This is a genomic window from Pseudomonas sp. FG98 (assembly GCF_057808595.1).
In genome coordinates this window covers 13,503-29,419 of record NZ_JBMDIJ010000076.1, presented here as the reverse complement: position 1 = coordinate 29,419, position 15,917 = coordinate 13,503, and the positions used below count along the sequence as shown (strand labels likewise).

Below are 15,917 nucleotides of genomic sequence, written 5' to 3'. Positions count from 1 at the left end.
GCGATTGCGGTGGTGAAGTCACCGACGTAATCGCGGGTGAACCCGCTCCCACAAGGTCCGCGTTGAGCCTAAGCGAGATGTGTAGATACCCATGCAGCGATGAGGCCCTCAGTCCCGCCGCAAGAACTCGGTCGCCTCAGACCCGTCTGAATTCAGCTGGTAGATCCTCTCCGGCTGCCCCGCCTCGTTGAAAAACACCCGTCCCAACCCGGCGCTGTTCCACAGCCTTTCCCCGGCCTCGCTATGGCTCGGCACCCGCGGCACCACCTCCATCAAGCGCCGCCGGGTAAACCAGTTCAGTGGCGAGCGTGGTGCATACAGCCAGCGATTCAAGCGATCGAACACCTCCAGCAGGCGCGCCGGAAAGCGGTTCTTGATCCCGCTGCTGGTGATCTGCCACAGATGCGGGCTGCGTTGGCGATGGCGGATCAGCACTTCGTAGACGAACGAGTAATGCACATCGCCGGACAGGATCACGTAGTGCCCCGGCGTGCGCGAGTGACGGAAGATATTCAGGATTACCTGGGCCGCGCCGCGATGGGCCATCCAGTTTTCCGCATCCACCAGCAGCGGGTAGCCGCACCAGCTGAAGATCTTCTGGATCGTCTCGATCAGCTTCACGCCAAAGATCGGCGCGGGGGAAACGATGATCGCCGAGGGATGGTCGAGCAACGCCTGTTGCAGCTCGCACAGGGCTTCCCAGTCGAGCAGGCCGGAGGGCTTGGCCAGGTTGCTTTCGCTGCGCCAGCGGCGGGTGCGGGTGTCCAGTACCAGCAAGGCTGGACTGGTCGGCAGCACGAAGTGCCATTGCTGAAAGCGCAGGAGGTCGCCAATCAGCTCATCCTGGACCGGCCCGTCCAGATGACCGTCAGCCTGGGCAGTGGCGAACAAACCGGCACACTGTTCCAGCAGTTCGGGAAACACGTCCGGATTGTTGCCCCAGGCCTGGCACAGCAGGTAGGCGAGCAGGGCATTGCCGATGATGCGTCGGGAGAAGGGGTGGCCGTAGGCGGTTTCTTCCCATTGCGCCGAGAGGTTCCAGTCATCGGTGATGTCGTGGTCGTCGAAGATCATCAGCGACGGCAGGTGCGCCAGTACCCGGGCCACGTCGCCAAGTCCGTCGACGAAAGCCTTCAGGCACTCCTGCTCCAGCCGGTAGCGCGCCTGGCGCTCGGCGTTCAGCGCCGGCATCTGCGGCTCGATCAGCGTCCATGGCACCGGTGACCAGACCAGCAGGTACATCGCCAGGGTTTCGGCGAAGGTCACCAGATGGTTGTCGGCATTGCTGCTGGTGAAGATCGGCTTGCGGACTCCGCCAAAGAAGCGCTCGCGCAGGGTTTCGTTGCTTTTCAGCGCGGGCAGCAGGTCGCCGCGGTGGTAGTAGCTGGCCGGGTGCCCGTACAGCTCGACACTGTCGCGGATCACCGCACCTTCCAGGCATTCCTCGTACAGGCCGAGGAGCTGGATCAGGGCGTGGATGGCCCGCAGCATGGGGCCGGCGACATCGTCGGCGTAGACCTGGTCGCCGCTCATCATCAGCAGCGCCGGGCGCTCGTTGGCCCCGTGGGGAGCGACCAGCAGGCGGTCGGCGCACAGCAGGCCGTCGGCCGCCGGGTGATGGGGTTTGCGGCAGGAACCGTGGAGCAACTGGTCGAGGCGCGAACGCACCACCAGGTCCGGACGATCCTTGCCGTCATACAGCAGGTGCGGTGCCCATTCGGCGATGCCCTGGCCGTCGAGCAGCAGGTCGTAGCCGATGCGCATGTCGCACGGCATGGGCGTGTCCAGTTGCACATCGATCAGGTGCACGAAGGCATGGCGCCCCACCGGCAGGACCTGGCAGCGCCCGGCATCCAGGGTGAGGCGCTGCGGCTCGGGCGTATCAAGGTGCAGTTCGGCGTCCAGCGGTCGCGAGGCGACCAGCCAGAAGACGATGCGCGTGGCCTCCAGGCGGCGCAACAGCGGCCCGGCGAGTACCAGCGGCAAGGAGGAAGAATCGGACATCAGGGCGGGAGATCGTCTGCCAGTAGTTGCGGAAGAGGCGGGACTTTCCGCGCTGTCGCGACTACTGGCAAACCGATATTTGTATCAAGCTTTTGCGGAGAGCAGGGCCTCGAGTTTTTCCTGGTCGCGGGCGAACAGGCGAATGCCTTCGGCCAGTTTCTCGGTGGCCATGGCGTCTTCGTTGAAGGCCCAGCGGAAGCGGCTTTCGTTCAGCTCCAGGCGTGGTTCGCCGGCAGCGCCCGGCTGCAGTTTGCGCTCCAGTTCGCCCTGGTCATCGCTGAGCTTCTGCAGAAGCTCGGGGCTGATGGTCAGGCGATCGCAACCGGCCAGTTGCTCGATCTGGCCGATATTGCGGAAGCTGGCGCCCATGACCACGGTGTCGTAGCCATTGGCCTTGTAGTAGTTGTAGATACGGGTCACCGACTGCACGCCCGGGTCCTCGGCACCGACGTACTCCTGGCCGGTGGACTTCTTGTACCAGTCGTAGATGCGCCCGACGAAAGGCGAGATCAGGAACACCCCGGCATCGGCGCAGGCGGCGGCCTGGGCGAAGGAGAACAGCAGGGTCAGGTTGGTCTGGATACCTTCCTTCTCCAGCACTTCGGCGGCGCGGATGCCTTCCCAGGTCGAGGCCAGCTTGATCAGCACCCGGTCGCGGCCGACGCCGGCCTGGTCGTACAGCTCGATCAACTTGCGTGCCTTGGCCAGCAGGGCCGGCTCGTCGAAGGACAGGCGGGCGTCCACTTCGGTGGAAATACGGCCGGGAATCGCTTTCAGAATGCCGCTGCCCACCGCCACGGCGAAAGCATCGCAGGCCAGGTCGACATTGCCCTTGCTGGCGCGGATCGCCTGGTCCAGCAGCTCGGCATAGCCGGGCATGGCGGCGGCCTTGAGCAGCAGGGAAGGGTTGGTGGTGGCATCGACCGGCTTGAGGCGGCTGATCGCGTCGATATCGCCGGTATCGGCGACGACCGTGGTGAACTGCTTGAGTTGTTCCAGCTTGGAAGTCATGAGCGTGCTCTGTCCTGTGCGGTGCGACGACATTACCCGACGCCTGCCAGCGGCTCAAGGCCGTGCTGGCGGGCTTTTCAAAGGTAAGTCTTCGAGTGCCGGGACGCGCGCGGGTTCCTAGTGGCCCTTTAACAATTCAGCAGCCTGGTCGAGCAGGCCCAGTGGATCGTTGGTCTTGTGCACGTCCACCGACAACAGTTGACGGAAGCGCCGGGCGCCCTTGAAGCCCTGGGCCAGGCCGAGGACGTGACGGGTGACGTGGTGCATCGCCCCGCCTGCGGCCAGATGCGCGGCGATGTAGGGCTTGAGTTGTTCCAGCGCGTCGGCCCGGCTGATCACCGGTGCCGTGCTGCCGAACAGTTGCTGGTCCACTTCCGCCAGCAGATAGGGATTGTGATACGCCTCGCGGCCGAGCATCACGCCGTCGAAGGTGTTCAGGTGTTCGTGGCACTCCTCGAGGGTCTTGATGCCGCCGTTGAGGATGATCTCCAGATCGGGGAAATCCTGCTTCAACTGCGCCGCAACCTCATAGCGCAGTGGCGGGATCTCGCGGTTCTCCTTGGGCGACAGGCCTTCGAGGATGGCGATCCGCGCATGCACGGTAAAGCTGCGGCAGCCGGCATCGCGCACCTGGCCGACGAAGTCGCACAGCTCGGCATAGCTGTCACGGCCGTTGATACCGATGCGGTGCTTGACCGTCACCGGAATCTGCACCGCATCGATCATCGCCTTCACGCAATCGGCGACCAGTGCCGGATGGCCCATCAGGCAGGCGCCGATCATGTTGTTCTGCACCCGGTCGCTGGGGCAGCCGACGTTCAGGTTCACTTCGTTGTAGCCGGCCACCTCGGCCAGCCTGGCGCAGGCCGCCAGGTCCGCCGGCACGCTGCCGCCCAGTTGCAGGGCCAGCGGATACTCGGCGGCGTCGTGGCCGAGGAAGCGCGCGGCATCGCCGTGGAGCAGGGCGCCGGTGGTGACCATCTCGGTGTAGAGCAGGGCATGGCGCGACAGCAGGCGCAGGAAGTAGCGGCAGCGGCGGTCAGTCCAGTCCATCATCGGCGCGACGCTGAAGCGGCGGGACAGGGCGGCAGGCTCGGATTGCGGGGTTGTGGCGGATTCTGGGAGCATTTTTCGACTACGTAGCTGGGGGCTCGTCAACGTCTTCGGCCTGGTGGCGGAAGGTGGCTGTGATCGAGGAAAGGCGGCCAGTTTACCAGTCCCTTCGACAGCGCGCTTTGTTGGCGTATACGGGGCCACCGCACAAGTAACTGACCAAGTAACCGACCAAGTAGAGGGGCTGTTGATGATCCTGACGAAGGCGAAGCGTGATCTGAAGTTCGAAGTGCCTCACGGCCGGCCCGAGAGAAAATCCACCAACTGCCGACCATGCGAGCTCAGCGCTTCCCAGTTCCTGAAGCAGATCCGCAACTCCAACGTCGCCCAACGCTCCTCCAGCCTCACCCAGCACACCGGCAACTCCTGCTCCAGCCGCCGCGCCAGGGTCTCCGGCAGCATGGCGATGCCCGCGCCCTGGGCCACCAGTTGCGCGATGGCTTCGAAGCCGGGGGCGCGGACGCGGATTTTCAGGGGGATCGACAGGCTCATGGCCTTTTCCTCGACGAAGCGCTGCATGGCCCGTTCAGCCGGCAGGCAGACGAAGGAATAGCCAAGGGCATCGTGCAGGTGAAGTTGGCTGTGCTGGGTCAGCGGGTGCTCCACCGGTACCAGCAGCACCAGTCGCTCGGTGCGGAAGGGCACCGACACCACCCCTTCGTTGACCAGGTTGCCGTCATACACACCGATCTCGCATTCGCCGCGCTGGACCATGGGCAGGATATCCACGCTCTTGTGCTCGACCAGGTGCAGGTCGATTTCCGGGTAGTCGAACAGAAACGGTCCGAGCACCGTGGGCAGGATGGTGCTGTTGGTCACCGTGGAGGCGGCCAGGTGCAGGGTGGTGCGTTTTTGCCCGGCCAGCTCCTTGAGGGTGTCTTCCAGCTTGCGCGCTTCGCCCAGTACGCCACGGGCCGATTCCAGGACCAGGCGCCCGGCCGGAGTGAGTTGCATTCCGTCGGCCCTGCGGCTGAACAGGGTCACCCCGCTGCGCTCCTCGAATTGACGCAGGCGCGTGCTGGCGGCCGATACCGCTACCGGGAACGTCGCCGCCGCCTTGCTCAGGCTGCCGCTCTCGGCGATGGCAGCGATCAGGCGCAGGTCGGCAAGATCAAAGTGCATGGGGTTTCTCCAATTCAGAAAGCCCTGTTCGGAAAAAAGCGATTCTAGCCAATCGGCTTTCTGTCCAGAATAAGGCTCGTCACATTTTGGTGCAGACCTCCATGAACGTCCGGATCCAGCGATACATCGACAACGGCAGCCTGTTCGCAGTGCTCTCGGCCCTTGGCTTCAGCATGAAGGCCATCTTCGTCAAGCTTGCCTACGCGGCGGGGACGGTGGATGCGATCACCCTGCTGGCCCTGCGCATGGCCCTGTCGTTGCCGCTGTTTCTCTGGCTGGTATGGCTCAGCCGGGGTCAAGGCAAGGCGCCACTGACCCTGGGCAGCGCCGGGCGGGTGCTGTTGCTCGGGTTGTTCGGCTACTACCTGGCCAGTCTGTTCGACTTCTACGGCCTGCAATACATCAGCGCCGGGCTGGAGCGCTTGATCCTGTTCACCTACCCAACCCTGGTGCTGATCTTCCAGGCCGTGGCCCTGCGCGAGAAGCCGACGCCACGGGTGCTGGCGGCCATGGGGCTGTGCTACCTCGGCCTGGGCATCGCCTTTGCCCATGACCTCAGTGTGTCCGGGGTCGGCAGCCAGGTGATTCTCGGCTCGTTGTGGGTGTTCGCCAGTGCAGTGACCTATGCGTTGTACTACTCCGGCACCGGCGTGATGCTCAAGACCATGAGCTCGATGCGTCTGGCCGGGCTGGCGGGGACGGCGTCGTCGTTGATGGTGCTGGGGCACTACGGGTTGACCGGCGACTTTTCCCTGCTCGGGAAATTGCCGGCTGCGGTGTGGTTCAACGCTTTGCTGATGGCGGTGTTCTCCACTGTGCTGCCGATCTACTGGGTATCGTTGGCGATCCAGCGTATGGGCCCGACGCAGACAGCGGCGGTGGGTAACCTCGGGCCGGTGCTGACGGTACTGGCCTCGTGGCTGGTGCTGAGCGAGGAGGTCTCGATCTACCAGATTGTCGGGCTGGCGCTGGTGCTGTTCGGGGTATCGCGGTTGAAACCGGGGAAGCCGAAGGTGGAGGCGGTGGTGGTTGGGAAGGATGTGGCTGCCTGACAATCGCGGGTGGCCTTCAGGGCCTCATCGCCGGCAACGCCGGCTCCCACAGGGTTATGCGGTGCATACAGTCCATCCTGTGGGAGCCGGCGTTGCCGGCGATGAGGCCATCAGCCACACCATCAAGCCGAGGATCTGACCTCATCCCCAAGCGCCACACAAATCCGGTTCCGCCCCTCCTGCTTGGCCCGATACAACTGCTCATCCGCCACTTCGAACACCCGCGCCGCATTCTCTGAATGCAACGGCCAGGCCGCCACGCCCATGGACACGGTCAGATGGCCGATGGTCTCGAAGCGCGTTTCTTCCACCACCCCACGCAGGCGCTCGGCGACCAGCGCCGCCGCCTCGGGCGTGGCGCCCGGCAGCAGCATGAAAAACTCCTCGCCGCCGGAACGACAGATCACGTCGTTGTCCCGCGAACAGCCGCGCATCAACTCGGCCAGCGCCTGCAACACCTCGTCGCCGACCGCATGGCCATGGTTGTCGTTGACCTGCTTGAAGTGATCGATATCGATGGCCACCACCGCGAATGGCCGCCGCTCCGCCTGCCACAGGGTCACCGCCAGGTCCAGGCCGCGGCGGTTGCGCAGACCGGTGAGCGGGTCGGTCTGGATATCGTGGTTGAGCTTGCCGAGGCGCTCATGCAGCAGGTTGAGCCCGATCAGCAGGGCGCGCTTGAGTTCAGAGGACTCGAAGTACCACGAGCGCACGTTCTCGATCTGCACGCTGGTGTCCGGTTCGCTGAGCTTGTGCGCACCCGCCGCCAGTTGCTTGAGCGGCTGGGCGATGATCCGCGAGAACCACCAGATCAGGATGAAGCTGACGATGGCCAGCGGGATGGTCTTGAAGATCATGCTCAACAGCAGATCGTTGAGCCCATCCAGCGTCGCCTCGGTGGAGCGCTGGGCGACGATGCCCCAGTGCGCCGAAGGCACCGTGGCGAAGCCGGCGAGCATGTCCTGGCCTTCGCTGTTGATCACCCGCCTTGTGCCGTTGTCGTGGCTGGGGAGTTCATCGATCAGGCTGTTGGCCCCGACGATGCTGCCGACCCGATCGGGGTCAGGGTGATAGAGCAGGCGCCGGTTGGCATCGACCACGTAGAGGTAGGAGCCGTTCTTGTAGTAATGCTCGCCAAGCAGCTCGTTGAGGATGCTCTTGTGCTTGAGGTAGATGCTCCCGCCCACCAGCCCCAGGTAGTTGCCGCCACGGTCGAAGACCGGCTGGGAAATGAAGATGATCAGGTTGTTCGCCGCCGACACGTAGGGACTGGAAATCATCGGCTTGCGCTCGCGCAGGGCGCTCACCGCACCCACCGAATCCAGCTTGCGCCCGACAATCTGCAGGGTGTCCGGCGAGGTGGCCAGTACCTTGCCCTCGGCGTCGGTGATGATGATCGAGTTGAAGGTGTCGGTCTGCAGGCGCAGGCGCGCGGCTTCGTCGTTCAGGTAGCCGATGTTGCCGAAGTCCCGGGCCATCAGGTTGGCCGCATAGGCCAGTTGCTGTTGTGATGCCTGCAGGTAGGTTTCGGTACTGGAAGCCAGTTTCGAGGCGTAGGCGTGGTTGGCTTCCAGGGCATTGTCGATGAGCAACTGGTACTGCACGCGGTAGCTGGCGTGGAAGCTGTTGAGCAGGGTGACCAGGGCCGTGATCAGCGTCAGCAGCAGGATCAGGCTGCGCAGATCCCAGCGAAAGAAAGTCTTGAACGGCACCGAAGCCCCCTTGCTTCTGAACACCCGAAAAATGGTGCGCCAAGGGTAATGAGACTTTCCTTCGATAGCCACAAGAAGGGTAAGGCAATGCGCTATTAGTCGTGGTGATGGACCCGCCACCGATAGCGGTAATATCATGGAGACATCAGATCGTGTGCCAGGGAGGCGAGCCCCGTTGATCCCGGAAACTCGCCCGGCACCGGCTTCCAGGTCCACCCGGCCGCCAGGGCCGGAATCTTTTGAGTAGAACATGACGTCTCAGGACAACCGTTTCATCGAATTGTCACTGGCTCAACTGGCCGCTCTGGACCGGGTGATGGCAATCGCCGAGTTCACCCCGGACGGCACCCTGCTGCGGGCCAATCAAAACTTCCTGACATTGATGGGCTACAGCCTGGAGCAGGTGCGTGGCCGCCATCACCGTACCTTCTGTTCGACCGCCCAGGTGCGCAGTCCCGAGTACGCCGATTTCTGGCCACGCCTGCGCCAGGGCGGCGGCAGCTCCGGCATCGTCGAACGGATCCGCAGTGACGGACGCAGTTGCTGGCTGGAGGCAACCTACACCCCGGTGTTCGACGAGCAGGGCGAGCTGGCCCAGATCCTCAAGATCGCCACCGATATCACCCCGCGCCTGGATCTGGAGCGCACCCAGCAGGAGCGTCTGCGCATGCTCTCGCTGGTGGCCGATGCCAGTGATACTGCGGTGATGATCAGCGACAGCCAGCGCCGCATCGCCTACACCAACGCCGGTTTCGGGCGCATGTTCGGCTGGCGTGCGGAGGAGATCAAGGGCCTCAGTCCCATGGCCCTGCTGGTGCCGGAAAAGGACGAGCAGAGCATCGCCGAGTACTACGCCGAGATGTACGCCGCCGGCTCCATGCAGCGCGAGGAAATCGTCACCGGCAAGCAGGGCCAGCGCTATTGGGCCAAGGTGGTGAGCAACCCGGTGTTCGACGCTGCCGGGCAGTTGCAGCACACCGTCACCCTGTTCACCGATATCACCCAGGCCAAGATGCACGAGGCCCTGCAACACCGGGTGCTCGAAGCCATGGCCCGGGAGCAGCCGCTGACCGAAGTGCTGGAGCTGATCTGCCTGGAAGTGGAGCGCATCGCCCCGGAGCTGGCCGCCTCGATCCTGCGGGTCGACGACGACGGCCAACTGCATTCCCTGGCCGCACCCAGCCTGCCGGTGGAATACAGCCGCCAGCTCAACGGCGTGCGCATCGGCCCGACCGTGGGCTCCTGCGGCACCTCGGCCTGGCGCAACGAATCGGTGCTGGTGGACGACATCACCAGCGATCCGCTGTGGGCCGACTACCAGGGCCTGGCCAACCAATTGGGCTTCCGCAGTTGCTGGTCGACGCCGATCCGCAACAGCCAGGGCGCGGCCATCGGCACCTTCGCCTTCTACTTCCGCCAGCCGCGCAATGTCGCTTCGGCGCTGTTCCACCAGCGTCTGGTGGATGCCTGCGCGCACCTCTGTGCCCTGGCCCTGGAGCGCGAGAATTCACGCCAGCGCATTCGCCAGCTGGCCTATTACGACGCCCTCACCGGATTGCCCAACCGCAGTCTGCTGCAGGCCAAGGCCGACCAGGCGATCGCCAGCGCGGGGCGCAACAACGAGCAGGTCGCGGTGCTGTTCATCGACCTTGACCGTTTCAAGCAGGTCAACGACTCCCTCGGCCACCCGGCCGGCGACGAACTGCTGCGCCAGGTCGCCGCGCGGATGCGCCGCGAACTGCGCGCCGCCGATATCGCCGGGCGCCTGTCGGGAGACGAGTTCGTGGTGATCCTGCCGCAATGCGACGGCGATCACGCGGCCGACGCGGTGGAGCGCATCCAGATCCTGCTCAGCGAACCCATGACCATCGCCAGCACCCATCTGGCGATTTCCGCCAGCGTCGGCGTGGCCATGTACCCGTCCGACGGCTGCGATGTGGAAACCCTGCTGCACCGCGCCGACATGGCCATGTACCAGGCCAAGAGCAGCGGCCGTGGTTGCTTCAGCTTCTTCAGCAGCGAAATGAACAAGCTCGCCCAGGAGCGCCTGGCCCTGGAAAATGCCCTGCGCGAGGCCCTGCAGAAAAACCAGCTGCGCCTGCACTACCAGCCGCAAGTGGAGATGGCCAGCGGGCGCCTGTACGGCGTCGAAGCCTTGGCACGCTGGACTCACCCGCAACTCGGCGAGATCTCCCCGGCGCGCTTTATTCCGCTGGCGGAGGAGTGCGGCCTGGTCGCCGAACTGGGGCGCTGGGCGCTGCGCGAAGCCTGTCGCCAGCTCTCCGAATGGCGCGCCCGGGGCCTGGCGGTGCCGGCGGTGGCGGTCAACCTGTCACCCACCAGCTTCCACAACCTCGACCTGCCGCGGATGATCGCCGACACCTTGCGCCATCACGACCTCAAGCCGGCCGACCTGACCCTGGAACTGACCGAGAACATCCTGCTGGATACCAATCCGAGCACCATGAAGACCATCGACGAGGTGCATGCCCAGGGCGTGCGCCTGTCGATGGACGACTTCGGTACCGGCTATTCCAGCCTGAGTTATCTGCGGCGTTTGCCGGTGTCCGAGTTGAAGCTGGACCGCAGCTTCGTCGCCGACATCGAAACCGACGAAGCCGCACGGGCCTTGAGCAATGCGATTCTGGGGATTGGTCGCAGCCTGCACCTGACGGTGGTGGCCGAAGGGATCGAGACCGAGTCGCAGAGCGTCTGGCTGGAAGAGCAGGGCTACCCGGTGGCCCAAGGCTACCTGTACTCGCCGCCGCTGGCGCCGGATGCCCTGGCGCAGTGGCTGGAGGAGAGGGTGGTGGTGGGGGGGGGAGGCTGAGGTTTCGGGTTGAAGCTGAGGGCCTCATCGCCGGCAACGCCGGCTCCCACAGGCATCGTGTGCACTGCTAAACCTGTGGGAGCTGGCGTTGCCAGCGATGAGGCCCTCACCAGCACAGCAAACCTCAGGCTTTCTCCCGCTTCATCTGCATCACCAGGGTAAAACGATCATCCGGATGCACGGTTTCCGACACCACCACCAACCGCCCTTGCTCATCGCGGTAATGGCGGATGATCTTCAACCCCGGCTCACCCGCGACGGCATCCAGCTTCCCGGCCAGCTCGGCACTTAGCAGCACCGCCCGCACCTGCTGGTCGACCACTTCGATGCGCCGGCCGAAATGCCGTTCGATCAACGCCGCCACCAGCGCATCCGGGTGCTCCCGGGCCAGCTCGATCACCTCGGTATAGGCCTCGTCGGCATACACATCGGTCCAGCACATCGGTGCGCGCCCGCGCTCGTCATCCACGCGAATGCTGGAAATGCAGAAGTAATGCCCCCCGGGTTGCAGGCCCAGGCGCTCGGCTTCGGCGATATCAGCAACAAAATGCCGGACTTCCTGAATCGCCCGTTCCTGGGTCTCCGCCAGGTGCACCAGGTCCTCCACTGAGGCCAGCGAATGGCGATAGCCGCCACTCGGCGTTGACGCCTCGACCCGCGTGCCGACCCGCTTGCGCCGCGATACCAGCCCCAGGTTCTGCAACTGGGTGATGGCCGCGCGCACGGTATGCCGGCTGACCTCGTACAGATCGCAGAGCTCCAGCTCGGTCGGCAGCAGCGAACCGACCGGGTAGCCGCCACTGGCGATCTTGTCTTTCAAATCCTTGGCTACCAGCGCGTAGCGAGCCTCGTTCATGCCGTCCGTCAGTCCCGAAATACAGAATGGATTGACAGTGTATCAGTCTCGGCGTATTCATATGTCCGTACATTTTAATATGTACGGACATAACAATCATTACGGGACCACGCCATGTCTACCACTGTCTTTGACTCCGCCCTTTTCCGCGATATGTTCGGCACCGCCGAGATGCGTTCGGTGTTCTCCGATAAAGCCCTGATCGAGCGCTATATCGAAGTCGAAATCGCCCTGGCCAAGGCCGAAGCCCGCTGTGGCGTGATCCCTGCCGAGGCCGCCGTGCAGATCGCCGAGCTGGCGCGCTTCGAGTCCCTCGACCTGGCCCATATGCAGCACGAGACCGAGATCGTCGGCTATCCGATCCTGCCGCTGGTCGAGCAACTGTCGAAGCTCTGTGGCGAAGCCGGACGCTATGTACACTGGGGCGCCACCACCCAGGACATCATGGACACCGCCGTGGTCCTCCAGGTGCGTGCCGCGCTGGCCATCGTCGAGCGCGATATCCAGGCGGTGCGCGGCCTGCTCGCCGGTCTGGCGAAGCAGTACCGCGACACCCCGATGGCCGGCCGCACCCACCTGCAGCACGCGCTGCCGATCACCTTCGGCTACAAGGTCGCGGTGTGGCTGAGCATGTTCGACCGCCACGCCGAGCGCCTGGCCGAGTTGCGTCCGCGGGTCGAGATCGGCCAGTTCGCCGGTGCCGCCGGCACCCTGGCATCGCTGGGCGACAAAGGCCTGGAAGTGCAGGAAGCGCTGATGGCCGAACTCGGCCTGGGTGTGCCGCAAGCCACCTGGCACGTGGCCCGCGACGGCCTGGCGGAAACCCTCAACTTCCTCGGCCTGGTCACCGGCTCCCTGGGCAAGGTCGCCCTCGATGTGATGATGATGATGACCAGCGAGCTGGGCGAGGTGTACGAGCCCTTCGTCAAGGGCCGTGGCGCCAGCAGCACCATGCCGCAAAAGCGCAACCCGATTTCCTGCGAGCTGATGTATGCCGCTGCCAAGGGCGTGCGCCAGCAGGCCGGGCTGATGCTCGACGCGATGATCCAGGACTTTGAGCGCTCGACCGGCCCGTGGCAGGCCGAGTGGGTGGCGATTCCGGAAGCCTTCGCCCTGTCGGCGGCGTCCCTCGGCCAAGCGAAATTCATGCTCGCTGGCCTGGAAGTGCGCACCGAACGCATGCGCCAGAACCTCGACATGACCCGCGGCCTGATCGTCGCCGAGGCGGTGATGATGGGCCTGGCCCCGGCCCTCGGCCGCCAGGTCGCCCACGATGTGGTCTACGCCGCCTGCCGCGTGGCTAACGACGATGGCATCAGCCTGCTCGATGCGCTGCTGGCCCGTACCGAAGTCACCGACCGCCTCGACCGCGCCGAACTGGAGCGTCTCACCGACCCGGCCAACTACCTCGGCCTGGCCCCGCAGATGGTCGATCGCGCCCTGGCCCGCGAGGGTGCGGTCAAGCGCTGAACCCGTTCGCAGGGCGCATCGATTCGGCGCGCCCTGTCTGTCTCGCCACACCGATAAAGACAATAAGAGATCGCGAACATGACTGCTTCCACGAAAAAACCGCTGTACCGCGACCTGACCTTCCAGGTCGTCGCGGCCATGGTCCTGGGCATCGCCTTCGGCTTCATCGCCCCCGAGATCGCTGCCAGCTTCAAGATCCTCGGCGACATCTTCCTCAAGCTGATCAAGACCGCCGTCGCCCCGCTGGTGTTCTTCACCGTGGTCCACGGCATCGCCTCGGCCGGTGACATCAAGCGCGTCGGCAAGGTTGGCTGGCGCGCCCTGGTGTACTTCGAAGTGGTGTCCACCATCGCCCTGGCCATCGGCCTGGTCTGGGGCAACCTGCTGGACATCGGTTCGAGCATGCACGACGCCCACCCCAACAGCGCCACTGCCAGCGCGGCGGCTGCGGCCCTGGCCAAGGGGCATGCGCCGGGTTCGACCATGGAGTTCATCTACGGCATCTTCCCGGACAACTTCGTCGGCGCCTTCGCCGGTGGCCAGTTGCTCCAGGTGCTGGTGATCTCGGTGCTGTTCGGCTTCGCCCTGCTGGCGCTCAAGCACGAGCGCCGTGCCGTGATCGAGGACGGCCTCAACCGCGTCTCCGAATGCTTCTTCGAGTTCATCAACCTGATCATGAAGTTCGCCCCGCTTGGTGCCTTCGGTTCGGTGGCCTACGCGGTGGGCAGCAACGGCACGGCGGTGTTGATGTCGCTGGCCAACCTGGTGCTGATGTTCTACGTGGCGGTGGTGCTGTTCATCGCCATCGTGCTGGGTGCGGTGTGCCGGTTGTCGGGCTTCAGCCTGTGGCGCTTCCTCAAGTACATCAAGGACGAGATCTTCATCGTCCTCGGTACCGCCTCGTCGGAAAGCGCGCTGCCGCGCCTGCTGCTGAAGCTGGAAAAACTCGGTTGCTCCAAGCAGAGCGTCGGTCTGGTGCTGCCCACCGGCTACGCCTTCAACCTCGACGGCACCTCGATCTACATGTCGCTGTGCGTGCTGTTCATCGCCAACGCCTACGGCGTGCCGCTGACCTGGGAGCAGCAACTGGGCATGGTGGCGATCATGCTGGTGACCTCCAAGGGCGCGGCGGCGGTGTCCGGCGGCAGCTTCGTGGTCTTCGCCGCCACCGTCACCGCCATCGGTGTATTGCCGGTGGAAGGGCTGGCGCTGTTGTTCGGTGTGTACCGCTTCATGTCCATGGCTATCGCCACCTGCAACACCATCGGCAACAGCGTCGCCACCGTGGTGGTGGCGAAATGGGCCGGGGAGTTCTCGGAGCAGACGGCAAAGGAGGAGTATGAGCGGGTGCTGGGGAGGAGTCCCGCCGCTGCCCTTTGAGTGACTGTCAGGGCCTCATCGCCGGCAAGCCGGCTCCCACAGGTTCAGCGGTGCACGCGGTCCCTGTGGGAGCTGGCTTGCCAGCGATGAGGCCCTGAAGATCACCACAAGGCCAGGGTATAACTCAGGATCAGCCGGTTCTCATCCAGGTCATTGCCGAAGTGGCTCGACCGCACCGTCGCATTGCGCCACTTCAGCCCGAGGTTCTTCAGCGGCCCGCTCTGCACCACATAGCCGATGTCCATGTCCCGCTCCCATTCCTTGCCCTCCGGCCGCCCGGCGCCGAGATCGACATTGTCACCGGTCAGGTAGCGGGTCATGAAGGTCAGCCCGGGAATCCCCACGCTGGCGAAGTTGAAGTCATAGCGCGCCTGCCACGAGCGTTCGTCCTTGTTGGCGAAGTCGCCGATCTGCACGAAGTTCACCAGCCAGGCATCGGCGCCGTTGATGTAGGCGAAGCCGGTGTCGCCGCTCATGCGTTGGTAGCCCAGACCGAAGGCGTGGCCCTTGATGCCGTAGGTGAACATCGCCCCCAGCGCCCTGTTGTCGACATTGCTGCCGCCGTCGTCCTGCGAGCGGGCGAAGCGGAGATCGCTCTTCAGCGTCTGCCCGTCACCCAGTGCCCAGGTGTGGCCAAGGCCGAGCATGTGCTGGCGGTAGAAGTGCTCCAGGCCGCCGTAGCTGTAGCTGGTGTTGAGGCTGTCGGTCCATTTGTAGTTGAGGTGGCCGAAGTCGAAGCGGTCGCTGCCGCTGTAGCGGGTGACGATGCCTTTCGCCGCGCCGGTGGTCAGGCCGATGTCCTCGTAGTCCTGGGAGTCGCGCTGGTTGACCTGACGCAGCCGGCCGAGGTCGATGCTGAGGTTCCTGATCTCCTGCACGCTCAGTTGCCCCCCCTCGAACACCTGCGGCAGCAGGCGCGAGTCGTTGGGCATCAGCACCGGCAGCTTGGGGATCAGCGTGCCGACCTTGAGCACGCTGTTGGAGGCGCGGACCTTGGCGGTCAGGCCGAGGTCGCCGTAGCTGTCGCGAGCGCGTTTCGGCGCCTCGCGGTCACGCTGCAACAGGCCGCTGCCGGCCCGGTCGGGACTTGAGTCGAGCTTGAGCCCGAGCAGGCCGATGGCGTCGACGCCGAAGCCCAGGGTGCCTTCGGTAAAGCCGGATTCGTAGCGCAGCAGGAAGCCTTGCGCCCATTCATCGATCTTCGACTGCGCCGCGCCGTCCTGGCGGAAGTCGCGGTTGAAGTAGAAGTTGCGTGCTTCGAGGCTGGCCTTGCTGTCGTCGAGAAAGGCGGCCTGGGCCTGGCAGCAGAGGAGGGCGAGGGCCAGTGGGGTAAGGGTGCGGAGCATGGTTGGGGTCTCTTGTTGTTA

Annotated in this window: 11 protein-coding genes; 4 read left to right on the top strand and 7 right to left on the bottom strand. The window is 64.6% G+C overall.

Translation table 11 applies throughout. The features are described from left to right. Positions 1-108: 108 nt before the first annotated feature. From ACODSK_RS27025 to ACODSK_RS27010, 4 genes are all read right to left on the bottom strand, one after another. Entirely contained in the window at positions 109-2,004 is a 1,896-nt protein-coding gene (locus ACODSK_RS27025; RefSeq protein ID WP_489020379.1) for an alkaline phosphatase D family protein, read from the bottom strand. 84 nt (positions 2,005-2,088) lie between these two features. Next, positions 2,089-3,015: a transaldolase gene (tal, locus tag ACODSK_RS27020; protein WP_489020377.1), complete on the bottom strand. Its 927-nt coding sequence runs from the start codon at positions 3,013-3,015 to the stop codon at positions 2,089-2,091. A 117-nt stretch (positions 3,016-3,132) separates the two neighbouring features. Then, positions 3,133-4,143, bottom strand: a complete 1,011-nt coding sequence (dusA, locus tag ACODSK_RS27015) for a tRNA dihydrouridine(20/20a) synthase DusA (RefSeq protein ID WP_489020375.1) — start codon at positions 4,141-4,143, stop codon at positions 3,133-3,135. Positions 4,144-4,362: 219 nt separating this feature from the next. Continuing rightward, positions 4,363-5,250 carry a LysR substrate-binding domain-containing protein gene (locus ACODSK_RS27010; RefSeq protein WP_489020373.1) on the bottom strand — a complete coding sequence of 296 codons (888 nt, stop codon included), beginning with the start codon at positions 5,248-5,250 and terminating at the stop codon, positions 4,363-4,365. A 101-nt stretch (positions 5,251-5,351) separates the two neighbouring features. On the opposite strand from ACODSK_RS27010, the gene ACODSK_RS27005 reads away from it, so the two are divergent. Next, positions 5,352-6,302, top strand: a complete 951-nt coding sequence (locus ACODSK_RS27005) for a DMT family transporter (RefSeq protein ID WP_489020371.1) — start codon at positions 5,352-5,354, stop codon at positions 6,300-6,302. Between the two features lie 122 nt (positions 6,303-6,424). On the opposite strand, the gene ACODSK_RS27000 is transcribed toward ACODSK_RS27005, so the two are convergent. Further along, a complete protein-coding gene (locus ACODSK_RS27000; RefSeq protein ID WP_489020369.1) occupies positions 6,425-8,014 on the bottom strand; it encodes a sensor domain-containing diguanylate cyclase in 1,590 nt (529 codons plus the stop codon). A 250-nt stretch (positions 8,015-8,264) separates the two neighbouring features. Between ACODSK_RS27000 and ACODSK_RS26995 the strand changes: the two genes are divergently transcribed. After that, positions 8,265-10,844 (top strand): sensor domain-containing protein, encoded by a 2,580-nt coding sequence (locus ACODSK_RS26995; RefSeq protein WP_489020367.1) that lies wholly within the window; start codon positions 8,265-8,267, stop codon positions 10,842-10,844. A gap of 124 nt (positions 10,845-10,968) precedes the next feature. Here the strand turns inward: ACODSK_RS26995 and ACODSK_RS26990 are convergent, their stop codons facing one another. Continuing rightward, positions 10,969-11,700, bottom strand: a complete 732-nt coding sequence (locus ACODSK_RS26990; RefSeq protein ID WP_489020365.1) for a GntR family transcriptional regulator — start codon at positions 11,698-11,700, stop codon at positions 10,969-10,971. A gap of 114 nt (positions 11,701-11,814) precedes the next feature. Between ACODSK_RS26990 and ACODSK_RS26985 the strand changes: the two genes are divergently transcribed. Continuing rightward, a complete protein-coding gene (locus ACODSK_RS26985; protein WP_489020363.1) occupies positions 11,815-13,170 on the top strand; it encodes a class-II fumarase/aspartase family protein in 1,356 nt (451 codons plus the stop codon). Positions 13,171-13,248: 78 nt separating this feature from the next. Beyond that, entirely contained in the window at positions 13,249-14,550 is a 1,302-nt protein-coding gene (locus tag ACODSK_RS26980; protein ID WP_489020361.1) for a cation:dicarboxylate symporter family transporter, read from the top strand. Positions 14,551-14,651: 101 nt separating this feature from the next. Here ACODSK_RS26980 and ACODSK_RS26975 read toward each other — a convergent pair whose 3' ends face one another. Beyond that, positions 14,652-15,896, bottom strand: a complete 1,245-nt coding sequence (locus tag ACODSK_RS26975; RefSeq protein ID WP_489020359.1) for an OprD family porin — start codon at positions 15,894-15,896, stop codon at positions 14,652-14,654. Positions 15,897-15,917: the final 21 nt, after the last annotated feature.